Below are 23,663 nucleotides of genomic sequence, written 5' to 3'. Positions count from 1 at the left end.
GTAACATATGTTATAATTTACATAATGAATTTTGTCGAAACAGGAGGTGATATAAATGAAAGCTACAGGAATTGTTAGAAAAGTAGATGATTTAGGAAGAATAGTAATTCCAATTGAAATAAGAAGAACACTTAGCTTAGAAGCAAAAGATTCTGTAGAAATATATGTAGACAATGATAGCATTATCTTTAAAAAGTATGAACCGGCTTGTATCTTTTGCGGAGAAGCAAGTAATACTACTGCATATAAAAACAAAGTAGTATGCGAAAAATGTTTAGAAGAAATGGCAGAAACAGCTTAAATTGACCATTAAAAAATCCCCAAAACCGTAATAAGTGGTCTTGGGGAATATTTTTTTAGTCAATCACTTAGTAAAATAAGCTGCTGCTTTCTCAACTATTTCCAATTCATTACCAGTTAAAGTATTTATTCCGGACTTATCAGCACTTATAATATTTTCCTTAACCTGATCAAGCGTACTCATACCGCTTAAAATAAGAGTAACCTCCGGCTGATTCCAGAGCCACTGTAATGCCCAATCTACAGCATCTCTTTCCGCTCTTCTTTAACTTTTTCTAACCATTCAAATATATCTACTTCTAACTGATGATAATTATCCCAATACTTTTGATTTAAAGTATGAAGTAAATAAATTTATAAATCTACGGGGATTAATATCAGCCAATTACAATCGCTACTCCGGCAAAAAGATGTACTCTCCTTTAAAGAGATAGAATATGCAATTTTAGAACCTAATGGTGAAATAACTGTTTTAAACAAGTACCAATATGGAACACCCAAACGGGAAGATTTAAATTTAACCCAACAGGATGTCCATATGCCAATTGCTTTAATCAGTGATGGACAGGTATTAAAAGAAAATCTTAGAAAATGTGGGCTAGATAAAGAGTGGTTGGAAGAAGAATTATTTAATCAGGGAATCCACAGCTTCCAGGATGTTATTCATGCAGAATGGTCAGAAGAAGATGGACTTTATGTAATTCCATTCCAATAATTTATTAATAATTGACACGCACTAACAAAAATTTAATCCCCTTATTGCTCCATCCCAAATCCCAGGGAACTCTATGCCGATCTGCATTATGAGAGTTAACTAAGATATATCCTTTGGAGTCTATACCAGTAACAATGGATACATGGGCAACTTTTCCGTTTTTTTCGTAAGCTATATAATCTCCAGGTAATAATTTGTAAGAAGGTTCTAATACTTCATCATAGGTACCGCGGGCAATTAAAGAGCCTCTACCGCTATTTAACATATATCTATTGAAAACATGGGCATTTACCCAGGCCTTACTTCCACTGCCCTGACTATAATTCCAGGTGCTATCTTTACTGAATCCCCCTGCTTCATATAATACTTGCGAAAGAAAGTTGGTACAGTCTCCACCTTGATAATTATAATTTTTATAGTCAGAGTTATATTCAAAACCATATTCCGGTGGACTAGCAGCACCACAATACTGGTCTACATATTCTAAAGCCTTCTTTCTTTTTTCATCTAGGTCAGATAAATCTTTGGGCTCTTTCGAAAGAATCAACTCTTTGACCTTTTGGTCTTTAAGCTCATCTAAATTTAAGGAATCGGCAAAGGGATCTCTGTACCATTCCTTGGTAATAACTAATTCTTCATCTTGAGGAGCTAAGTCCAGAACATGATAACTTCCGGTTCTAAAGGAGTTATCTGTCTCTGGTGAATCTTCATATACATACTGATATTCTGTAGAAACTGATAGATTTACTGAAAATCCATCCTCTTCTTCTTCAATACGCTTTACAACAATCCGGGAATCGATCTCTTTAAATTCCACTCCTTGTTTATCTGACCACTTATGTAGATACTTCATTCTTTTAAGCTCATGCTCATAGGCCCATCTTCCTTTAGTCTCTGTACTATATAAGCTTTCTAGCTTATCTGTTTCCTTTTCTAGTAAGGCTTTATTCCGCACCTTAAATATATCTTGTACTTTTGTAGTCAACATATCTTCTATGTCTTCACTTACAGGTACAGCAGAATCCTCGGGAAAGTAATTCTGTAAATAGACTCCCGAACCATAAAGTACTAAACAGCCTATAACCAACAGCAGTACCATCTTTCTTTTTGATTTGATGAAAATAAGCATATTCCCCCTCCCAAATTTATACATATAGAATTATATGCATAAATTTGGAGAGATATTCTTTATATTTCTTCAACCTCTTCTTTACTGTACTGATATACTTCACCACAAAAATGGCATTCAATCTCTATCTTACCTTCCTCAGCTATTATCTCCTCTATCTCTTCTTTACCTAAGCTAGCTAATAAATTCTTGGTATCTTCCTTACTGCATTTGCATTTATAAATAACTTCTTTTTCAGCTAAAGTTCTAAACTCAAATCCGGATAGAATCTTTTCTAATAACTCTTCTGGACTTAAACCATGATCAATTAATCTACTTACAGATTCTATCTCAGCTAAGTTCTCTTCTAATTGTTCTATTGTCTCTTCGCTGGCTTCAGGCAGTAATTGGACAATAAATCCACCGGCAGCTTTAACTGAAAGATCAGTATCCACCAGTACTCCCAGTCCTACCGCCGACGGAACCTGCTCTGATTGAGTAAAGTAATAGGTAAGATCTTCACCAATCTCCCCAGAAACTAAAGGAACACTACCTTCATAGGGTTCTTCTACTCCTAAGTCTTTGCGCACAACTAACTGGCCTTTCCCTATAGCTTGAGCTACATCCAGCTTTCCCTGTCTGCTGGTCATAAAATCTACTTTAGGATTCTGAACATAACCCCTTACTTCACCGTGATGATTGGCTTCCGCAGCTATCTTACCTAATGGACCATCGCCAGCAATCTTTAGCGCCGTTTCCTGACCGGTCTTAACCATAGATCCCATAAGCAAGGCTCCGTTCAATGTTCGTCCTAAAGCTGCTGTGGCCACTGGAGTTGTATCATGTGCTTTCTGGGCTTCTCTAACGACTCCAGTTGAATTAACTGCTAAAGCTCTAATTTCTTTGTTGGTAGTCATTACTCTGATTAAATAGTCTTTCATTTATAATCACCTCTTCTAATTGACTAAACTTTTTACTTAAAACATAATTGATATATTGTTGCAGTTTAGAGTTGATATCTTGCAAACGCTCCAGAAATCAGTCCTAGTCACTCAGCAGTAAATAAATCTTAGTGTTATGATTTAAAGATTCCGCTTTATATGTTAACTATTCTCTCTTGTGGGACTGCTTTAAAGTCGCTTTTTGCAAGATATCAACTAATTGTGCAAAATTATCTGAGGAAGCGTTTAAAACCAGATCAATGAAATTTCTGTGCTACAAATAGTCAATATGTGTCCAGAGCGACTCTTAAAACTGACCCGGAGTCATGGACGACGGAGGGGCAGTTTTTGACAGTGAGCGAAACAGGACGTTGAGCGAACGGCAAGCGGCGGATACATATTGACTATCACTGCAATATCTTGAAACTGCAACAATATATCAATATAATACAAGTTAATTAAGAATGTATCTCTTTTACTCTACCAACCTTTCCACTCTCTAAACGTACTTTAATCCCGTGAGGATGAGTAGAAGAATTAGTTAAAATATCTTTGACAACGCCTTTAGTCAATTTTCCTGAACGCTGGTCTTTCTTCTGAACAACTGAAACGCTGAGTCCAGGCTTTATGTCTTTACGATTTTTTCCGCTCATTAGATTACCTCCTTTGGCTACAAAAATTATCACATATCTTAATTTATCAAACTCCTAGAGCATCTTCAAGTGAAAATATATTAAAAGACTCTGACCCTCCCCCAATTTGTTAGACACCCAGTTAAGCGATATAATAGAAGTAACGGAGGTGCTACAATTGGGAGAAAAACGAAGAACATATACAGAAGAATTCAAAAAAGATGCTGTTGAACTATCAAATAGATCAGATAAAACAGTTAAAAATGTATCTGAAAATCTTGACATACCTTATGGTACTTTAATTAGATGGCGTAGAGAGTACAAAGATAAAGGTGATCTTGCTTTTCCAGGCCATGGCAAACAGAAACTAACTCCTGAACAAAAAGAAATTCAAAGACTAAAAAAAGAATTAAAAGATGCTAAAACAGAGCGTGATATTTTAAAAAAGGCCGTAAGCATCTTCTCGAACGAAGCGAAGTAATTTACGGTTTTATCAGGGACCACAGTGATCAATTTACTGTGGTGAAGATGTGTCAGGTTTTAGAGGTGTCCCGCTCTGGATATTATAAATGGTTAAATAGAAAACCATCTCAAAGAGAAAAAATAAATAAAAATTAAAACTTAAAATAGCTGAAATTTACTGGCAGCATAATGGAACATATGGTAGCCCTAGAATTCATAGAGTGCTGCGAAAAGAGGGTTATACAGTGAACATTAAAAGAGTTGCTAGGTTAATGCGGATAATGGGTTTAAAAGCAATTCAAAAAAAGAAAGTTTAAAAGAACTACCAATTCAAATCATGACTTACCTTTAAAAGAAAATCTCCTAAAAAGGGATTTTGATATAGATAAACCAGATAAAGTCTGGGTCTCTGATATTACTTATATATCAACTAAAAAGGGTTGGCTTTACCTGGCAGTTGTAATTGATCTCTATTCAAGAAAAGTAGTTGGCTATTCTATGAGTAAAAGAATAAATACAGATTTAATAATGTCAGCAACTAAGATGGCTATAAGTCGCCGCAACCCTGAAGCAGGACTTATATTCCACTCTGATAGAGGTAGCCAGTATGCAAGCCACAAAGTACAGAATTTATTTAAACAGCATAGTATTAGATCCTCAATGAGTCGTAAAGGTGACTGTTGGGATAATGCAGTTGCTGAAAGTTTCTTTGGTACTTTGAAGATTGAGTTAGTTTATCATAAAAAGTATTTAACCAGAAATCAAGCTAGGTTAGATATATTTGAATATATTGCTAGTTACTATAATAAAGTTAGGCTACATTCATATTTAGATTACATGAGTCCGAAAGACTACGAGAAAGAGAGAAAAATGGCTTAATATAGTGTCTAATTTAATGGGGGAACCTCACTCCAACATATTATATATTGGAGTTTATAGTATCTTATTGAATTATATAAAAAAAGGCAACTATTGGAGAAGATGAACTCAGTTCAATAGTTACTCATAATGGATGCTAATATTCGTTCACAACTCTTATTCTTTTCCTATCGGACACGAAAACTCACAATTTCGACAGTACTTTAACAGTTGAACCATTTCGCCGCTTGGTTCATAGAGCACCTTTTCATCCTTTTCTTCGGCAGTTTCTATATTCTTTTCCATCTGATCATTACACTTAAAACGACTATAGTCACCAATTCTACCGGGAAGTCTTTCCTGACCAATCTCTTCTCGGTCATAAATTATTGAACCAAATGAGTTCTGCGGACACTTTTCTAAACAGTATTCCTCACAGTCAGAACAGGGATCAAATGTTATAGGGCCTGTGGGAGGCAGTTCTACATCAACTATCATAGCCCGCAGCCTAACTCTTGGACCATATTCAGGAGAAACCAAAAGATTATTTCGTCCTATACAGCCCAGTCCCGCCATAACAGCTGCATCCTTTAAAAAGATCCCGCCTTTTTCAACATGATACGGTATATAATGCGTTTCTACTTCTTCATAATTATTGTTAATCCATTTAATCAACTCTTTAATGACAGTAACAAGCTTTTGATTGCCAGGAGGAGAGTGTTTACCGTGCCACCAATCCAATTCCGGCTTATCTTCCGGATGAGAAATGGCAGTTACAATAACGCTCTTACCACCTTCAGGCCAGGCAGCTTCTCCAGGCTCTAAGTCGCCTTCTCTCTGCCCCACTTCTACTGGAGATATTTTAGGAGCCGCCGTATGTGAAGGAGATTCTTTTAATTCATCTACATCTGCAATTCCTACTAAGTCTGCTCCAAATTCCTTTGCTTTCTTCAAGATTGATGATGAAAATTTCAATTTACTAATCGTATTCATTATTATCACTCCTATTTCATATTAACTATTTCACTACTCAGATACTTATTCCTTCATTGTGAATCCTACAGAACCCAAATTCCTACCTCGTCTTGGTAAGACGAAAACCGAGAAAGCTACCGCCCGTGGACGGAGATAAGCTGTACCTGTAGTCCACCTCGCAGGAACCGGCGTCGTAGCTCCAGCTACCACCGCGCTCAACTGGATAAGGGCCGTCAGAGAGCGTGTTAGTCCAATCCCACACGTTACCTGACATATCATATATGCCAAGTTCATTTGCCTGTTTCTCTCCTACTGGATGTGTTTTACAGTTATTATTTTCTATTCTATCAAAATTATAGTTATAATCACCATCTAAATATTCATCACCTGAATTCCTCCAGTACCAAGCTATCTCATCAATATTATCACTACCGGCATAAGTTGTTGCTTCTCCATTCTTACCTCCGCGAGCTGCATATTCATATTCAACTTCTGTCGGCAGTCGATATCCATTTGCCCCTTCATTTTCTTCTACTTTCGCTGAACCTATACTTTGTGAATGCTGCCAATCTTCACCATCATCTTCTAAGTATTCTATGTAGCTTATCTCATAATACTTTTCTAATCCTTCTGCTTCGCTTAACTCATTACAATACTTCACTGCATCATACCAAGTTACATTCTCTACTGGATGATATGGATTACCACCAAACAATAGATTACCATCAAACAATGAAGGATTAAAGCCCATCACTTCTTCAAACTCTGCTTGAGTTACATGATATTTGCCGATATAAAAGTCTTCTTCTACTGTTATTGAACCATTATCCTCGCTTGTCGTTCCTGCTTCTACTAATACCATTTCTGGTACATCAATATTTTCTGCTATATCATCATTACCACAACCAATCAAGCCTAAACTTAAAACTGAAGCAAGCACAATAATCAACATTTTCTTTGGCATTAATTATCACTCCTGTTATGTTATTTTCCATTTTCGATAAAATATATATCGAAACTTTTAATCACGTACTTTATTGAGTTCGTGACTACTTGCTATAATAACATAACATGGTTGATGTGTCACTATTTTATTTCGCATAATTAATGGAATGTCTCTCAGGACAGAAGTTATCTCTGTTAGAGTAAGAGAAAATCCATAGAGTTTCTATTAATCTAAGAACATACTCTAAATATATAACATATAATATCAAAAAGCATATGAAAGGAGTGATTAACATGAATGATGATTATATACTTCCTCCCCCAAAGGATTATGGGCCATGTCCCTTTGTGATTAATATTGAAGAGGCTACTAAGCGAAATAATTATTATCGTATCGCTTTATGGACAGGAGAATATCTGCAACTTACCTTGATGAACATCAAGGTTGGTAATGAAATAGGTTTAGAAATGCATCCTGATCTTGATCAATTCATCCGCGTTGAACAAGGGGAAGGAATTATTAAAATGGGAGATAGAAAAAATCAGTTTGATTTTCAAGCAAAAGTCTATGATGACTATGCAATATTTATCCCTGCTGGTAAATGGCACAATATGATCAATACAGGTCGTACACCGCTTAAATTGTACTCTATTTATGCCCCACCTGAGCATCCACGTGGTACACTTCATGAAACTAAAGAAGATGCTGAAGAGCACCACAGATATTAAAATTTCTTACTAATATAAGATTTATGTAAGGGCCTTACGGCCCTTTCCCTCCATAAGAACCGTACATGAACCTTTCAATGTTTTTCTTTTCGATAACCCAAGACCTCTTTTGATTATAAAATTGGATATTAACTTTTTATCTAGAATCGAAAGATAAAGTCATTCCAAATAGAATGAAAGGCTTACTTAAACAGCCCAGAATACAGCTTACCCCTATTATTTCAAAGGCTGGTTGCACTGTCACCTGTAGGGTCGAAGTCTGGTGCCTTAACTTAGGCTGATGTTTGTGTTCTCGGTTTGCTCACCCTTTCGTCTGTGAGTATCACAATATTCACTTCCTAGTTAGTTGGTGTATACCGCTGGTTTATATCTGATTAATTTTGCTCAAACTTACTCATAAACTCACCTATTTAATCAGACCACAGCGTTGACATCAAAATTCCGATGTCCTTACCCACTATCCCTATCCATATAACATAGACTCGGGAGTGCTTTTAAGCTGCTTGTTTATCTTGTTTTAATAATTGACAAAATTGATAGTCATTTTCTACTTTAATGGGATTACATAACTTTTTAAGATTATTACAATCCTTCTTTTGATAATTAGAGCTTAACTTAGCAATATTTCTAGCTCCATTAATGTCGCTGTGCATAGCTAAATCATTAATATAATCAAGGTATAATCCTCGCTTAACTCGCTTACCTTGATAGTTGTATTTATCTAATAAATCTTGGTAAGCATCAATTAAGCATTGGCATTGTTGGTATTTAATATCAGACTCAATTTGTTTCTGTTGAGCTTTTAAACTATCAATCTTTTGCTGCAATGACTTAACTTTATGCATCTCATTAGTAAAAGAGTTTGATTTTGAAGTATAGGCTTCATTTACAACAGTAACTTTAATTCCATACTCTTTAGCTTTATATTTTAAGTAGTCTAATAGTTTGCCAAATGGAATTTGAATAAAGTTTTGCTTGGTTTTCTTCTGTAATTTGCAGTTACCATTATTCTTTAAATGATTAAGATTATCTGAAATAACAAGTTCGGTTACATCATGTTGGTCTAAATATTCTAAAAGCCGCTTACTAACTTTATGAAACTGGTCATAGAAGAACCTATTTCTTTTTTCAAATAAATAACTTTTATATTTGCGAAGATAGTTCTTTCTGGATTCTAACTTGCAGGTATCAATACTATTAGATATTTGAGCTATCTGGCGGTTAAATTTACTATTGTAAGTTTTATACTTCTTGCCATCTACTATCAAACTAGGACTAGCTCCATCTTCTATATAGATAGCTGCTAGATTATCGACTCCAATATCTAATCCAGCAAGTTTATGCGGTCTATCATTGTTAGTATCAACTTCTTGATGGTAAGTAATCAACAAATATAATTCACCATTGGAGTATTGTAAATTAACACTTTGGATATTATCTAAATCACCAACTATATCTCTAACAGCTTGATGGTCAATATAGAGATATTTTCTGCCTTCATCATGATCAAGAGTAATTCCTAGCTTATTCTGTCCTTTCTTAAGATAAGCTAGTGACATTCCTTTATCGTTATCAATTAATAAAGTGTAACTATTCATTTTAGATAATTTCTTAGGTTTGGGTGGATTAGCTGAGTTATCACCATTCTTAACTTTAGTGTAGAAAGACTTAAAATCCTTTCTAACTTTACGCATAGTCATGACTAGATTATCTTTTTTAAGCTGTTTACCTACTTTAATTAAATCCTGCATTAAGCCATGGTCTTGATATTTATCTTTAATATAAGAAACCTTATCAGCATATTGACCGCCTTTGGTATCCCTAATTACTGCTCTCATTACATAAGGATTGGAAATTAACTTTCTATCACCGATCTCTTGTTTGTAGTCTTGTTCTAGTAAAATCAGCAGCATATTTTCGAAATGTCTGGTCAGATATACTTTTTCGATAGCAAACTCTTTAAATTCTTGGTCAATAATCCTAATTTTGCTAGTTCTAAGCATTAGACCACCTCCTTATCTTGCTCATATGACTAATCAAATAGTTCTTTATTAGTCTCTTTAATTTTTTTAGCTTTACTACTTCGACTACCATATAATTTAGCTGAAAAGACTGTAATAAGGGTATCTCCTATGTCCGCCTTCAGTTCGATCAGCAACTAGCTTACCTTCGTTATCCCATCGCCTTAAAGTAGATTTTGCAACACCTAAAAAGTCAGCTGCCTCTTTAACAGATAACTTCATTTAACCACCTCATTTATCCATATTATAACAAAAATATTACTTATTATCAAATAATAATAAGTAATATTAATAAAATTTAAACAAACTGTTATTCAACCCCTCTCAGAACCGAACGTGCCCAATTCAAGCATTCGGCTCCCCAGTGGGCCTCTTCACATAAATTATTCATGCTATGCAAATAAGTTCTGTTCTCACCCTTATCCTGGTTCAGAGTCCAGGAGGTGTGTCCCTTATTTGCAGTCCCAAGATCTGCTGCTACCCTTCTCTCCACCAGAATTACCGGCTTCTCTGATACTATGGAAGCATCCGACTTCCTACGGGCATTTGCCCTCTTCACCTCTTCAGCTCATCAGACATACTCTCTTCTCAGAAAATCTAGTCTATGACTAAATAAGAAAGACCTACGTAGGAGATCCCTGGATTTCCGTATGTTCTTAATGTTTAGCGAGGTAGGGCCTTAGACCCCGGAGAGTGTTTAACTATGCTTGCCAAACCGCATAGCTAAATAATGCCTTCCACCTTAGCGACAGCTTCGGCCATCATCATTAGGTACACTATTTTCGAGGCTCAATACCATTCACCGCTGACAAACCAATTCAGACGATTCTACCTTGCTAACTTTCTGTCTACGCTTAAAAGATTACGTTACCGTAATCTCTCCAAGACTCGATACAGAGCTGATAGCTAACCTTTACCCTGATGGGATTTACACCCACTAGAACACACGCCCTGCCAAGACGCACCGCTAAGCTGCTGTTAGCCGATCGTGCCTCTGGTTTTATTCTAACCTCTTCCATTTAGCATTTCTACCTTTGCCTAATAACTCAATTACTCCTTCTTCTTTTAATTTTTTAAACACTCTATTAATAGTAGATTCTGAAACATCTGGACAAGCATTTCTTATATCTCCTTTTTCAAACTTTCCTAATGTACTTTTAATAGCTTGTTCGACTCTATAACTTTTATTTCCTTTTTTATTTCTTACTAATCCTACTCTATCTTCAAACTCTTTATACGCTGCTAATAACGTCCCTAAAAAATAATTTAACCAAATAAAAATATTATGATCTCCTTCATGCCAACCTACAGAAGATTTATTTAAAGCCTCATAATAGTTTGATTTGCTTTTCGCTATAACTTTTTCTAAACTTATATATCTTCCAACTTTATAGTTATATTTGTATAATAATAGTAGTGTTAATAATCTTGCCATTCTGCCATTTCCATCATTAAAAGGATGAATGCTTAAAAAATCTAATACAAAAGCACCTATCAAAATTAAAGGTTCAATATTTTCCTCTTTCATTTCTCTATTCAAATAATTACACAATTCTTCAATAGCTGCTGGCGTTTTGGCTGCAGATAAAGGTTTAAACCTCACATATCTTTCTCCGTTAGGTAATATCTCTTCAATAACATTATCTTGATTTTTCCATTTTCCACCTTCAGGAGAAACAAATTTATATAGATCTCTATGGAATTGTAAAATTATATTTGGCTTTATGGGAATAGCATCATAAGAAGTGTGAATTGTATTTAACACATCTCTATATCCGGCAATTTCCCCTTCAGAACGATCTTCAGGTACAGTATTATCTTGCATTATTTCTTTTAATCGTTTATCAGTAATAACTATTCCTTCTATACTATTCGAAGCTTTAGTGCTTTGAACAACTGCTACTTCTTTCAATTTCTCTAATACTTGTGGAGCTTGATCTAAATATAAATTTTGTTTTCCCTTATATTCATTTATTTTTCCAATCAACTTCACAATATCCATAGGAACTTCTTCATTTTTTAACTTCTCATTTCTAAATGACATCATAAATATACTCACCTCTCTATAAACATATTCATTTAATAGTTTTATGACAATATTTATTATACCACAAACCTATTCACTTTACCATAAAAATATTCATTTAAACTATCAATGAATACGTTTAAGAAAATATGAACATGTTTATAGAGGCATGTCGGCTAACGTCCCGCAGATTCACGACGTCCCCATTAATGCTCCTAAACTCTGATTAAAACTAAAACCTTATGTTAATGTTACCCCAACCTTCATTTATGCTCATTAGCTGGGATGTTGTTAATCTGCTGTTATGCGAAGTACAACATCATATAACAAAGAGCCTCCATCATTTTCTGGAAGCTCTTTATTATAATCAATATAATTTGTCTATTTTTTTAATACTATATCCATTTCTCCAGGCTTATTAGACTTTTGTCCAAATATTTCAGTTTGGGTTCTACTATTATATGGTTTTCCCTCTATTTTCATTTGATGGTCAGGAAAATTCTTTTTCAAAATATTAACAGTAGTTTTAAATGTAAACTCTCGAGTATCAGTCCTAACATAAATAGCACTTTTCTCTTTCATAACTTTTGAAGCATTACTGAAAACTGTATCTAAAAGATTATAATAATTCTCTTTAGAAGAAAATCTACCTTTGTGTTTATCACTTGAATAATTCGGCTTAGCACTACCACCAAGCATCCATAATCTTAACCATTGATCTATAAAATAATCTGTTACACCATAATATGGAGGAGAAGTTAATAGCAAAGAAAATTTTCTATTATTATCATCAACAATCTCAGGCAAAATAACTGTACTATCACCAAGTTCAATCTCACTTTCTTCAGTCTGAGGACGACCTTTTTTATATCTCCAATTAACTTTTTTCTTCATAAACTCATAAGGATTTATTTTTGGTGGCTCAGAATAATTATTTTCGATCCACCAATTAATAGAATAATCATATCCCATTGCTTTTGTTTTTTGCATTTGATTCGATAGGTTACTGCCAATCTTCCCATGTAAATAAACTAATATAAACCCCATTAAAGTTGCGTCAACTAAATCTTCCTTCCAATTAAGATTATCTTTTGCTGATAATAAAAACTTTAAAACCTCATCACAAAAACAATAATCATAAAATTCAGGTAACTCAAGTATCTTTTTATTATATTCTTCTTTTTGAGAACATATTTCTTTTAATCTTCTCAATACATCTTTTATAGGAGCAGGATTTAATTTTACAACACTAAATACCCAACCTACTGGATTTATTTCAATTCCTAATCCTTTTCTTTCTAATATACTACCTGCATAAACACTTGTACCTCTTCCAAGAAATGGATCTAATATCCAATCTCCTTTTTCAGAATGATTAGTAATTACTTTTGCTGCAAACTCAAGTGGAAACATTGCATAATATGGACCAAATCTTGACCACCTAGATTCTGGTGTACTATATCCATTGAAATATTTTTTATAATTATTCATATTAATTTTTCTCCTTTATTTCTTCTGCTATTTTTTCAAAAACTTTCTCTCCTAAATTCAATGGTATAGCAGCTTCTGAATGAGCAGATATAAGAGGAGTTAAAGAATTTGGATATCTTACTGAAACAAGTTCATCTAATATTGATAAAACATCTGCTAATCTAGGAAATTGATTAACCTTAGCTTTTGATAAATCTAGTTGTTCTTGGGTATAAGAGATTATTACAGGAACTAAATGATATCCATTTTGAGTTTTATAAAACAACTTTCTTCCAAAATATGTTTCTGAACCATACTGTTTTTTGGCATCTGAAAAAATAATATTATCTTTAATATATTTATCATCAATTAAGAATAATGATTGATTAGGAATTAATTTTTCTCTTTTATCTTTTTCCTCATTATAAATTTCTCTATCAACTTCTATAAAATGATCAACAAACATACCTGACTTTTCTATACCAAATATAATCATATCTTTATTACTAAACTTTTTTTGTTTTTTATTAATCCTGTTTATTTCTCTTCTTATATATTTTGCAAGCCAAGATGAAGCACTAAAGACAGCTAATGGACCATCTAAAACAAAAGCTATCTCATCTAAAATAGACACCCATCCTTTTTGTTCAAATGACCTTAATAAATGAACTAAAAATAACTTCTCAAAAGTCTGCATGACTTGCCCATAAAGTTCTCCATTAGTACCACCACTTTTCATTAATTCATGTAATCTTAAAGCATCGGTTGAATAAAGAGTCTTTCCAGAATGTGGACATTTATACTCCCCAAACCCATAAGTCATTTCTTTATCAACACTCCCAATAGGACTTTTAGGAGCACTAGAATTATTTTCTTTTTCATCTTCTAATTTCAATTCTAAAATATATTCATAAGTTTCTAATAATGTTTCACAATCTGAAAAAACTTTATAATCTTTTAATTCTTCATATAATATTTTTCTAAAAGATTCCTTCGCAGTTTTCTCATTATCAACTATTATATTACATCCTGGTAATACACCATCTATCGAAGTTGCCTTTTCTGTTTCTCTATATTCTTGGGGATGAATGAATTCACGTTGCTCAAGTTCTCTAATTTTATCTACAAATATTAAAACAGAAGCAATTGTTATATATCCAAATTCTGATCCAGGAAATCCGTTTTCAGCTTTGACTGCTTGTTTACTGCCATCTATTGCTATAATTTTATTTGGTAGGCATCCATCTTTATTCAAATCATCTTTTAATATTGTTTCATCTCTTATAAAATTATCAAATTCTTCATTTTCTCTTTGCCTTCTTTTGAATCTATTTTGTAAATTTTTTACCTTTTCACTAGACATTATTCTTCTTAGCGGTTCATAACTGGCAAATTCATTTTCAAACCCCATCACTACTCCCCCTCTTCAATTTCAAACAAATCCACTTGAATAGGTTTTACAAAGAAACTACTTAATGTTTTCACCCTCAAAAACCCTTTGTCTTGTGCTCTCCTTATTGATCTTTCAAAATCTTCAAAATCATAATACTTACATAATTCCTTAGTTTCATCTGTATTATTCAGATGACTAATAAACCAATTTGCTGTATTTTTTAAAATGTTTTTTTGAATACTACTAACCTCTTGGGTGGCATATATCATTCCAATATTGTATTTTGCTCCTTCTTTTGCTGTTCTAACCCAAATATCTTGCATATCGGTTTCAGTCCCTGCTGGGAGAAGATTATGTGCTTCTTCCAAATAAACAAGTATATGATCTGGTTTATTTCCAAGCCTAAATTTGTTTTGATTTTCTCTGAAAATTTTCCACATTATTTTTTTTGAAACGTTTTTGTTAATTTCAGGGTCTCCAGTAGCTTGGTCAACAATAACTAATTTGCCTTCAACTAAATCATTATAAATTTCTTCAGCATAATCTTCATCCATACCAAAAGAATGATAATCCTCTGCTTTCCCAATTAAATTAGCTCCCTTTGAATATACAAACATTTCTAACAATCTCTCTAAATCAGAATCAGCCCATCCTTCTCCTGTTGTTGATTCTTTTATATAATCTTGGTTATAATCAATATAAGCTTCTGTATCAGATATGAAATAAAATAAACCTTCAAATGCGGAGGCTAAAGCTCCCCAAGACGGATTTTCTTTTGATAATGTTTCTGCAGCACTATTTATTAAATTTTGTTTTTTAGTATTATTTAATTCTACATTACTCATTATTTCTAATATATCACTATTAAAAAATGGAGTCTTTCCTACTTTTAATTTAGGTTTAAAATAACCTTCATTAAATCCTGCTTTTTTTAATAAAGTTTGATAAACAAGAACTCTTCTTCTATATCTTACTAAATATGACCAAAACTCATCATCCTCATAATCATTTTTATTAGGCTTTTCAAATCTTACATTAACAAAATTCCTTATATATTGTGCACCTTCATCTTCTAAAATATTATTTATTATATCTTTTCCTTGTTGAAGTAATTCCTGTTTAAAAAAATTAATTCTCATATGTTTTCTATGGGGGTCATCAGGATGATCATCTAAACCATATGTTACAACTTCATCTTCTCTTTTAGCATCTTCTTTTAATTTCCATACTCTTTTCAAAGACCCCCTATCTTGAACCGTTTCATTAGCATATTCTCCATTAGGGTCAAATATTAATTGACCAATTCTTAAAGGTTCTCCTTCTTCTGAATCCGGATATCTTAATTCATAAACTGATTTAGCTATTATTTTAGTTGTGTTTGATTTTCCAGTTCTAGTCATACCAAACAATGCAGTTTTCTGGGTCAATAGGTCTGTTGGATACATATAAACTGGTACATTATCAATTTTTTGATGTTTTCTTCTAGTAGAAGCATATCTAACATTCCCTAATCTAACTTTAGAATTATTCTCATACTCCTCATAATGTTCTTTCAAAGTTTCTGGATCAATATAATTTATAATTTTTTCTAACGCTTCGCCATTAGGCTTATAAACCTTTAATCCTTTATTTGGATAAAAATTAGAAATATCACAACCAAACTTTAATTGTAATTTTCCTTTGGCTTCTTTAAGAGCTTCTTCTAAATAAAATGTCCCAATAATTCTGCATTCAAGAGCTGAAGAAGCCAAAAACTCTCTTGTTTTATGGTCCATTGCATCTTCACTATCCCAAAATTTATTTTCTCCACTAACTCTCCGTGCAATTTCATGTCTTAAAGCTTCTTTTTCATTACTTTCTGGTGTATCAGTTGCATCAAGAACTCTTAATAATATAATTGAACTATCTTCTCGCTTAAAATCAATATATTCTTTTTCTGGATCAACTCTTGTTGCTATCAAAAAACTCAAACTAGATATTCCCCCAACTTGTTTCCTAAAATAATCACTAATTACTACTTTTATAGTTTCATAATTAATAGAATAAGTTTCACCTACATATTGATCTTTTTGTACTAATTCACTAAACTTTTCTGCAGCTTTTTTATTGTTATAATTCTCTACATCTTCTTCCATACTTATTTCCAAATCATTTTTTTCCAAATTATTCCCTCCTCATAATCAAAAGTTTTTAAAAGATACTATATATTATCATAATATCAAAAGTTTGAAAAAACAGCAAACAAATATACCAATAATTACAAATGATTTATGTTGTATTTCGCATAACTTTGATATTTACGACACTCCTTCTTTCATCCTTGGTGTCACAAATACTCCATATTTAGATATATCACGAAACAGTGTCGCAAACACTCACTATATTTCAGTATTTACGTCTGTCGTGAACACTCATTATCTATAAAAATTCATTTCCCTTCCTATTCTAATCCAAGTAATCCAGTGGACTCTGAATATTCTCAAGATTCTTCTTGCTGACATGTGTATATCTTTCTGTAGTCTTTAAGTTCTTATGCCCCAATAATTTTTGAATATATCTTAGGTCAGTCCCCCTTTCTAGTAAATGAGTAGCAAAAGAATGTCTTAACGAATGAATCCCTACTTCTTTCTTAATCCCAGCCTTCCTACAGGCTTTTTTAAACACTCGCTGTACAGAACGCTCCGTTAAATGAGTCCCTTCCTTACCTCCTGGAAAAAGCGGTTCTTTTTACCGCCCTCTTGTTAAAAAATTCCATTATCACAAAAAGATTCTATAATATAATTAGATAATTAAATACATCATTCCTGTTTAATATCAAATTAAATACCTCTTTCTTCCAAAATGTGATAAATAAGTTTTACTCTTAAAATCTATACTCCAAACAATTCTATTGCATACTTAACAGAAAATCCTATAAATCTTTTCCGCAATTTTTCATATACTAAGTTGTGTAAGGAGGTAAAGATAAATATGACAAAAGACAAACGAGAAGATGAGCTGGATATTCGTAATAAAAAAGAGGAAGAAAATGAAGAGCCTGAAACACTAAGAAATTATGGAACAGAAAATTTCGATCCAGCCGATGAGGAAGCTGCCGAAGAAGTAGTACCTGGAGTCGGAACAGTTGATGAAGAAAATGAAGATCTGCTGGCTGATGAACCACTAGCTGATGAAGAATTTGCTAATGAAGCCTTCGGTAACGACGTCATGGATGAAGAATTAGCCGGAAATGATGTTATGGGTAATGAAATCCTGAATAATGATGTAGATGACGTAACTGATAATGATGTGATGAATGATGATGCATTAGGTAACGATGTAATGGATGATGAGATCAATGATATTCTAGACGATGAAACTCGAGAAAAAGATGAGGAAAAATAGATAAAACTACTTTAACTTCCTTCCCCTCACAATCATCTTAATTGTGAGGGACTACATATTAAAAAGGAAAAGAGCACCCAATTAAGGGGCCCTTGTGATCAATCTATCACTATATTATATATCTCGGCTACCCGGCTTATCGATCGGTAGTTCCTTTTCACATAATGGACATTCCTCTGGCTCATATGCCTTTACATCTACAGTAAGTAAAGCCTCTTTTTGAACACCGAAGTCCACTTCACCGCCGCTGCGGTCAACTAAGATACCGACGCCTACGAGATCACCGCCGCGTTCTTCAACAACATCGATTACTTCCCGAACCGAACCGCCAGTCGTCGTTACATCTTCGACTAACAGAACCTTATCTCCTTCATTGATCCTAAATCCGCGGCGTAAAGTCATCTCTCCATCTTCACGCTCAGCAAAGATAGTCTTCTTGCCCAATGCCGTTCCCATAGCATAAGACATAATAATACCGCCGATAGCCGGAGCAATTACTAGATCAATCTCCTGCTCATCAAATCGGCTGGCTAACTCCTCACATAACTCCTCTACATACTTCGGATACTGAAACACCTGCGCACACTGTAGATACTGATCACTGTGCTTACCCGAAGTTAACTTAAAATGTCCTTCCTGCAGTACACCAGTCTTCTTGAATATCTCTCTTACTCTCTTTTCATCCATATCTATCACTCCTTATTGGTTTCGTTTGACACAAGATACTTAAACTGCAACAATTTATCTACTTAATTGCTTTACCAACTATTTCTTCCACTGAGTCACATCCATACTCACTTAAATATTCCTCAATTCCATCAATAATTTCCATCGTCACTCCGGGATTGCTGAAATTAGCCGTACCTACTGAAACAGCACTAGCTCCTGCCAGCAAAAACTCCACAGCATCGCGGCTATTCATAATTCCGCCCATCCCGATAAGCGGCAGATCAACAGCCTGGGCTACCTGATAGACCATCTTTACAGCTACCGGCCTAATCGCCGGTCCTGATAGCCCGCCGATAGTATTGGCTAAAATCGGCTCCTGGGTATCGATATCTATCTTCATTCCTACCAAAGTATTGATCAAAGAGATAATATCGCTGCCTGCTTCCTCTACTGCTTGGGCTATCTCCGTAATATCCGTTACATTCGGCGACAGCTTCGTAATTACCGGCAGATCAGTATTCTCCGTTACTGCCTTGACTACGCCGGCTGCCATCTTAGGTTCAGTACCGAAAGCCAGGCCGCCCTTCTTCACATTGGGACAGGAAATATTAACCTCCAATGCAGCTATGCCCTCCGGCTGTGATAGCTTCTCAGCCAGCTCCTGATACTCCTCGACGGTATTAGCCGACATATTGACGATAGTCTGAAACTCATAATCTCTAATCTTCGGCAGAATCTCATCGATAAAGTACTCCACGCCTGGATTCTGTAAACCGATAGCATTCAGCATACCGGCCGGCGTTTCCGCAATCCGCGGTGTAGGATTACCCTGCTTAGGCTTTAGAGTAGTACCTTTCACCATTACTCCACCTAATCTATCCAGATCAACATAATCCTCATACTCTTCTCCGAAGCCGAAAGTCCCCGAAGCCGTAACCACCGGATTATTCAATTCTAAACCGTTAAGATCCACTGCTAAATCTGGCTTACTCATCAAAAATCACCTCGCTAGCCTTAAAGACCGGACCGTCAGTACAAGCCTTGCGGTACTCAAAGCCTTCTTCATTTTCTACTTTCACTTTACAAACACAGGAAAGACAGGCTCCAGTTCCACAGCCCATTCTCTCTTCCAGCGAAAGCTGCATCTCTATATTTTTCTTGCTAACCAAAGGCTGCATAGCCTTTAGCATCGGTGTTGGTCCACAAGCAAAGATCTGTTCATATTCATTCGCTTCTAGTTCCTGCTCTAAAAGCCCCGTTACATAGCCTTCATAGCCAGCACTGCCGTCATTAGTAGCAGTCTTGAAGTCCACCGGTAGATCTGTTAACTCATCCTGACAGAGCAGCTGTTCTTTATTTTGGGCTCCTATCAGCACCGTTACCTCTTTGTTCAGCTTAACTAACCTTTCAATCAGAGCCATCAGCGGGGCCGAACCGATACCTCCACCGACGACTAAAATCTTCTCTTTAAGTTCTGTTAAATCGAAGCCGTTGCCTAACGGTCCCATGATATCCAGCTCTTCGCCAACCTCTCTTGTAGCCAACAGCTCAGTTCCTCTACCGAAGACACGGTAGAGCAGTACTATCTCTCCTTTATCTCGGTTACACTGATGAATACTGAGCGGCCGCCGCAAGAGCGGGTCTACTCCCGGGCCGCATTTAACATGCAGAAACTGGCCCGGCTTGACCTCATCAATAATCTCCGGCAGCGACAGCACCAATCTATAATCAGACTCATTTATCCGTTCATTGGCTAAAATATCTCCGTTAATCTGTCTGGACATTTCTCTACCTCCTTAAATTAGGCCATATAATCCTGCAAGGCCAGATATTCAAAATTATCATTTCCTTCAGTCTTAATCTCTTCCAACACATGCAGGATAGCCTCCGTAGTATCCAGCGATGTCAGGCAGGGTAGGCCGTATTCTACAGCATTTCTTCTAATCTTAAAGCCGTCCCTCTCCGGTTCCTTCCCCTTGGTTAAAGTATTAACTACTAAATCAATCTCATTATCACGAATCAAATCAACTACATGTGGTGAACCTTCGGAAATCTTATTAACCGATTCAGCTTCTACGCCAGTCTCTTTTAGCGCCTTAGCTGTGCCCTTGGTAGCCACAATATTGAAGCCTAATTGGGCAAACCGCTTAATGAACGGAATAGCTTCTTTCTTATCCTTATCAGCAATAGTAGCTAGAATTGTACCATCTTCTGGAATATCGATACCAGCTGCTACAAAAGCTTTATAGAGAGCCTTAGCATAGTCATGGTCGATTCCCAATACCTCACCTGTTGACTTCATCTCAGGGCCTAAGGAAGTATCAACCTTCATTAATTTAGAGAAGGAGAAGACCGGTACCTTTACCGCTACATGATCCTGTTCAGGCCAAAGACCGTTCTCATAGCCTAAGTCGTTTAATTTATGGCCTAACATTGCCTTAGTAGCAACTTTAACCATCGGCACTCCAGTTACCTTACTGAGATACGGAATTGTCCGGCTGGAACGCGGATTAACCTCGATTACATAGACAGTACCATCAGCCACAACATACTGGATATTAATCAGACCCTTTACATTGAGAGCACGGCCCAACTTAACTGTATAATCAATTAACTGTTCACGTTCATCTTCACTCAACGTCTGTTCCGGATAGACAGCAATACTGTCGCCAGAGTGAACGCCGGCCCGTTCTATATGCTCCATGATACCGGGAATTAAGACATCTTCGCCATCAGAAATAGCATCAATCTCAATTTCCTTACCCGTAATATACTTATCAACTAAGAGCGGATGCTCCTCAGAAACCTTAGCTTCCGTTTCCATATATTGCATTAACTCTTCTTCTTTATAGACAACTTCCATAGCTCTACCGCCTAGAACATAAGACGGTCTCACTACTACCGGATAACCAATTTCAGTCGCCGTCTTTTTAGCCTCCGGTACAGAATAGACAGTACTTCCTGTCGGAGTAGGAATATCTAATTCATCCAAAAGATTCATGAATTTATCCCGGTCCTCGGCAATATCAATAGCTTCTACCGAAGTTCCTAATATTTCAACTCCTTCGTCAGCCAGTGGTTTAGCTAAGTTAATTGATGTCTGCCCACCGAACTGAACTACTACTCCTTCCGGATCCTCATGTTCAATAATATTCAGCATATCCTCTTTAGTCAGCGGCTCGAAGTATAACCGATCAGAAGTATCGAAGTCGGTACTTACTGTCTCTGGATTATTATTGGCAATAATCGATTCATAACCTTCTTCATGCAGCGCCCAGGCCGAATGAACACTACAGTAATCAAACTCAATTCCCTGTCCGATCCGAATCGGTCCCGAACCGATAACCATAGCCTTCTTCTTGTCAGTAGTCTCTGATTCATTCTCCCGTTCATAAGAAGAATAGTAATAAGGCGTCTCAGCTTTAAATTCAGCTGCACAGGTATCAACCATCTTATAGACAGCATCAATATCTTTCTCTTCTCTTAACTCTCTTATTTTATCTTCAGTTACTCCGCGCAATTGAGCAATATCTTTATCAGAGAAGCCTAACTTCTTAACTTCCTTTAATAACTCAGCTGTTAACTCATCAGCTTCCTCAATCTTTTGTTCATGGTCGATGATATTCTGCATCTTCCAGAGGAAGAAGGTATCAATCTCAGTAATCTCATGCACCTCATCCACTGACCAGCCGCGGCGTAGAGCCTCAGCTACTACAAAAAGCCGTTTATCCTCGGCATTGATTAAGTCCTCTTTCATCTCTTCATCAGTCCACTCTGAACTCTCTTCTAGCCGCAGACTGTAAGTCCCGATCTCTAATGAACGTACCGCTTTAAGCATTGATGATTCAAAGAGCCGGTCTATAGCCATTACCTCACCAGTTGCCTTCATCTGAGTTCCTAACTCCCGGTCAGCATAATGGAACTTATCGAAAGGCCAACGCGGTATCTTAAAGACGATATAATCCAATGCCGGTTCAAAGCAGGCACTAGTCTTCTTAGTAATAGCATTCTCGATTTCCGCCAAAGTCATACCCAGTGCAATCTTAGTCGATACCTTAGCAATTGGATATCCTGTTGCCTTCGAAGCTAAGGCACTGGAGCGGCTAACCCGCGGATTAACCTCGATGATATAATACTGGAAGCTGTCTGGATCTAAAGCAAACTGCACATTACAGCCGCCTTCAATCCCTAACTCTCTAATTATCTTCAGTGATGAAGACCTGAGCATCTGATACTCTTTATCCGATAATGTCTGGCTGGGAGCCACTACAATACTGTCGCCGGTATGGATCCCTACCGGATCAAAGTTTTCCATATTACAGACAGTAATACAGTTATTAGCCCCATCACGCATTACCTCATATTCTACCTCTTTCCAACCTTTGATACTCTTTTCGATCAAAACTTCATCGATTAAACTGTGTTTTAAACCCCGTGAAGCTACTTCTTCTAACTCCTCAGGATTATCAGCTACACCGCCGCCGGTACCGCCCATAGTATAGGCCGGTCTAATAATTACTGGATAGCCGATCCCCTCGGCAATCTCTTTGGCTTCTTCTATACTATCAGCAATCTTACTCTCCAATACCGGTTCATCAATCTCATGCAGCATCTGAATGAACTTATCTCTATCCTCCGCCTTCTCAATTGTATCCAGCGGAGTACCCAACATTTCGATATCTAATTCCTCTAATAGACCCTTTCGAGCTAACTCCGAAGCAATATTAAGTCCTGTCTGGCCGCCTAAAGTCGGCAGTAAACCGTCAGGCTTTTCCTGTTTAATTATCTTGGCTACTACTTCCGCAGTCAATGGTTCGATATAAACGCGGTCAGCAATATTTTGATCTGTCATAATTGTAGCCGGATTACTATTAACTAGAATTACCTCTACTCCTTCATCCTTCAGAGCACGACAGGCCTGACTGCCTGAATAATCAAACTCTGCTGCCTGTCCAATAATAATCGGTCCTGATCCAATGACCATTACTCGCTTAAGCTCTTCCCGTTTCGGCATACTTTAGCCTCCCTAATAATT

Annotated in this window: 18 protein-coding genes and 4 pseudogenes; 5 read left to right on the top strand and 17 right to left on the bottom strand. The window is 35.9% G+C overall.

The genetic code is table 11. The annotated features are described in order from the left end of the window. Positions 1–55 precede the first annotated feature (55 nt). The gene (locus tag acear_RS04870) at positions 56–301 is read left to right on the top strand and encodes an AbrB/MazE/SpoVT family DNA-binding domain-containing protein (protein WP_013277897.1); all 246 of its coding nucleotides are present in this window, start codon (positions 56–58) and stop codon (positions 299–301) included. A gap of 87 nt (positions 302–388) precedes the next feature. On the opposite strand, the pseudogene acear_RS13005 reads toward acear_RS04870, so the two are convergent. Then, a pseudogene (locus acear_RS13005) lies at positions 389–544 on the bottom strand (aldo/keto reductase); the annotation flags it as partial. A 108-nt stretch (positions 545–652) separates the two neighbouring features. On the opposite strand from acear_RS13005, the gene acear_RS12335 reads away from it, so the two are divergent. Beyond that, entirely contained in the window at positions 653–1,015 is a 363-nt protein-coding gene (locus tag acear_RS12335) for a YetF domain-containing protein (protein WP_083771334.1), read from the top strand. Positions 1,016–1,019: 4 nt separating this feature from the next. Here acear_RS12335 and acear_RS04860 read toward each other — a convergent pair whose 3' ends face one another. From acear_RS04860 to acear_RS04850, 3 genes are all read right to left on the bottom strand, one after another. Continuing rightward, positions 1,020–2,144 carry an amidase domain-containing protein gene (locus acear_RS04860; RefSeq protein ID WP_013277896.1) on the bottom strand — a complete coding sequence of 375 codons (1,125 nt, stop codon included), beginning with the start codon at positions 2,142–2,144 and terminating at the stop codon, positions 1,020–1,022. A 59-nt stretch (positions 2,145–2,203) separates the two neighbouring features. Then, positions 2,204–3,064: an Hsp33 family molecular chaperone HslO gene (hslO, locus tag acear_RS04855; protein ID WP_013277895.1), complete on the bottom strand. Its 861-nt coding sequence runs from the start codon at positions 3,062–3,064 to the stop codon at positions 2,204–2,206. Positions 3,065–3,522: 458 nt separating this feature from the next. Next, the gene (locus acear_RS04850; RefSeq protein ID WP_013277894.1) at positions 3,523–3,717 is read right to left on the bottom strand and encodes a YwbE family protein; all 195 of its coding nucleotides are present in this window, start codon (positions 3,715–3,717) and stop codon (positions 3,523–3,525) included. Positions 3,718–3,874: 157 nt separating this feature from the next. Here acear_RS04850 and acear_RS04840 point away from each other — a divergent pair. Next, positions 3,875–5,037: pseudogene (locus acear_RS04840) on the top strand (IS3 family transposase). Between the two features lie 156 nt (positions 5,038–5,193). Here acear_RS04840 and acear_RS04835 read toward each other — a convergent pair. Together acear_RS04835 and acear_RS04830 are read right to left on the bottom strand one after the other, a co-directional pair. Next, positions 5,194–6,009, bottom strand: coding sequence for a hypothetical protein (locus tag acear_RS04835; protein ID WP_013277892.1), 816 nt, complete (start codon positions 6,007–6,009; stop codon positions 5,194–5,196). Positions 6,010–6,091: 82 nt separating this feature from the next. After that, a complete protein-coding gene (locus tag acear_RS04830; protein WP_013277891.1) occupies positions 6,092–6,955 on the bottom strand; it encodes a formylglycine-generating enzyme family protein in 864 nt (287 codons plus the stop codon). A gap of 257 nt (positions 6,956–7,212) precedes the next feature. Between acear_RS04830 and acear_RS04825 the strand changes: the two genes are divergently transcribed. Beyond that, complete coding sequence (locus acear_RS04825) at positions 7,213–7,665, top strand: cupin domain-containing protein (RefSeq protein ID WP_148217675.1); 453 nt, start codon at positions 7,213–7,215, stop codon at positions 7,663–7,665. Positions 7,666–8,159: 494 nt separating this feature from the next. On the opposite strand, the gene acear_RS04820 is transcribed toward acear_RS04825, so the two are convergent. The 7 genes and pseudogenes from acear_RS04820 to acear_RS04785 all read right to left on the bottom strand — a co-directional run. After that, complete coding sequence (locus acear_RS04820) at positions 8,160–9,668, bottom strand: transposase (RefSeq protein ID WP_013277889.1); 1,509 nt, start codon at positions 9,666–9,668, stop codon at positions 8,160–8,162. 117 nt (positions 9,669–9,785) lie between these two features. After that, positions 9,786–9,908, bottom strand: a pseudogene (locus acear_RS04815) (MerR family transcriptional regulator); the annotation flags it as partial. 778 nt (positions 9,909–10,686) lie between these two features. Beyond that, entirely contained in the window at positions 10,687–11,733 is a 1,047-nt protein-coding gene (locus acear_RS04805) for a Fic family protein (RefSeq protein WP_013277887.1), read from the bottom strand. A gap of 360 nt (positions 11,734–12,093) precedes the next feature. Continuing rightward, a complete protein-coding gene (locus acear_RS04800; protein ID WP_013277886.1) occupies positions 12,094–13,203 on the bottom strand; it encodes a DNA methyltransferase in 1,110 nt (369 codons plus the stop codon). A gap of 1 nt (position 13,204) precedes the next feature. Continuing rightward, positions 13,205–14,593, bottom strand: coding sequence for a DNA double-strand break repair nuclease NurA (locus acear_RS04795; RefSeq protein ID WP_013277885.1), 1,389 nt, complete (start codon positions 14,591–14,593; stop codon positions 13,205–13,207). Between the two features lie 2 nt (positions 14,594–14,595). Further along, positions 14,596–16,737 (bottom strand): ATP-binding protein, encoded by a 2,142-nt coding sequence (locus acear_RS04790; protein ID WP_013277884.1) that lies wholly within the window; start codon positions 16,735–16,737, stop codon positions 14,596–14,598. A gap of 283 nt (positions 16,738–17,020) precedes the next feature. Further along, positions 17,021–17,302 (bottom strand): annotated as a pseudogene (locus tag acear_RS04785) (tyrosine-type recombinase/integrase); the annotation flags it as partial. A gap of 243 nt (positions 17,303–17,545) precedes the next feature. On the opposite strand from acear_RS04785, the gene acear_RS04780 reads away from it, so the two are divergent. After that, positions 17,546–17,959 carry a hypothetical protein gene (locus tag acear_RS04780; protein ID WP_013277883.1) on the top strand — a complete coding sequence of 138 codons (414 nt, stop codon included), beginning with the start codon at positions 17,546–17,548 and terminating at the stop codon, positions 17,957–17,959. A gap of 114 nt (positions 17,960–18,073) precedes the next feature. On the opposite strand, the gene pyrE is transcribed toward acear_RS04780, so the two are convergent. The 4 genes from pyrE to carB are packed head-to-tail and all read right to left on the bottom strand — an operon-like array spanning position 18,074 to position 23,642. After that, the gene (gene pyrE, locus acear_RS04775; protein ID WP_013277882.1) at positions 18,074–18,646 is read right to left on the bottom strand and encodes an orotate phosphoribosyltransferase; all 573 of its coding nucleotides are present in this window, start codon (positions 18,644–18,646) and stop codon (positions 18,074–18,076) included. A gap of 58 nt (positions 18,647–18,704) precedes the next feature. Then, positions 18,705–19,622: a dihydroorotate dehydrogenase gene (locus acear_RS04770; RefSeq protein WP_013277881.1), complete on the bottom strand. Its 918-nt coding sequence runs from the start codon at positions 19,620–19,622 to the stop codon at positions 18,705–18,707. Continuing rightward, the gene (locus acear_RS04765; protein ID WP_013277880.1) at positions 19,615–20,412 is read right to left on the bottom strand and encodes a dihydroorotate dehydrogenase electron transfer subunit; all 798 of its coding nucleotides are present in this window, start codon (positions 20,410–20,412) and stop codon (positions 19,615–19,617) included. The genes acear_RS04770 and acear_RS04765 overlap by 8 nt, the downstream gene beginning before the upstream one ends. Before the next feature lie 17 nt (positions 20,413–20,429). Beyond that, complete coding sequence (carB, locus tag acear_RS04760; protein ID WP_013277879.1) at positions 20,430–23,642, bottom strand: carbamoyl-phosphate synthase large subunit; 3,213 nt, start codon at positions 23,640–23,642, stop codon at positions 20,430–20,432. Positions 23,643–23,663 lie beyond the last annotated feature (21 nt).

Source organism: Acetohalobium arabaticum DSM 5501 (assembly GCF_000144695.1).
In the GTDB taxonomy this organism is placed as follows: domain Bacteria; phylum Bacillota; class Halanaerobiia; order Halobacteroidales; family Acetohalobiaceae; genus Acetohalobium; species Acetohalobium arabaticum.
This window is presented reverse-complemented; position numbering and strand designations above follow the sequence as displayed.

Coding starts and splice junctions, on each gene's coding strand:
- acear_RS04795 (WP_013277885.1), bottom strand. CDS start 14,593: ATGGGGTTTGAAAATGAATTTGCCAGTTATGAACCGCTAAGAAGAATA.
- acear_RS04770 (WP_013277881.1), bottom strand. CDS start 19,622: ATGAGTAAGCCAGATTTAGCAGTGGATCTTAACGGTTTAGAATTGAAT.
- hslO (WP_013277895.1), bottom strand. CDS start 3,064: ATGAAAGACTATTTAATCAGAGTAATGACTACCAACAAAGAAATTAGA.
- acear_RS04850 (WP_013277894.1), bottom strand. CDS start 3,717: ATGAGCGGAAAAAATCGTAAAGACATAAAGCCTGGACTCAGCGTTTCA.
- acear_RS04870 (WP_013277897.1), top strand. CDS start 56: ATGAAAGCTACAGGAATTGTTAGAAAAGTAGATGATTTAGGAAGAATA.
- acear_RS04805 (WP_013277887.1), bottom strand. CDS start 11,733: ATGATGTCATTTAGAAATGAGAAGTTAAAAAATGAAGAAGTTCCTATG.
- carB (WP_013277879.1), bottom strand. CDS start 23,642: ATGCCGAAACGGGAAGAGCTTAAGCGAGTAATGGTCATTGGATCAGGA.
- acear_RS04780 (WP_013277883.1), top strand. CDS start 17,546: ATGACAAAAGACAAACGAGAAGATGAGCTGGATATTCGTAATAAAAAA.
- acear_RS04820 (WP_013277889.1), bottom strand. CDS start 9,668: ATGCTTAGAACTAGCAAAATTAGGATTATTGACCAAGAATTTAAAGAG.
- acear_RS04800 (WP_013277886.1), bottom strand. CDS start 13,203: ATGAATAATTATAAAAAATATTTCAATGGATATAGTACACCAGAATCT.
- acear_RS04825 (WP_148217675.1), top strand. CDS start 7,213: ATGAAAGGAGTGATTAACATGAATGATGATTATATACTTCCTCCCCCA.
- acear_RS04765 (WP_013277880.1), bottom strand. CDS start 20,412: ATGTCCAGACAGATTAACGGAGATATTTTAGCCAATGAACGGATAAAT.
- acear_RS04830 (WP_013277891.1), bottom strand. CDS start 6,955: ATGCCAAAGAAAATGTTGATTATTGTGCTTGCTTCAGTTTTAAGTTTA.
- acear_RS04860 (WP_013277896.1), bottom strand. CDS start 2,144: ATGCTTATTTTCATCAAATCAAAAAGAAAGATGGTACTGCTGTTGGTT.
- acear_RS04835 (WP_013277892.1), bottom strand. CDS start 6,009: ATGAATACGATTAGTAAATTGAAATTTTCATCATCAATCTTGAAGAAA.
- pyrE (WP_013277882.1), bottom strand. CDS start 18,646: ATGGATGAAAAGAGAGTAAGAGAGATATTCAAGAAGACTGGTGTACTG.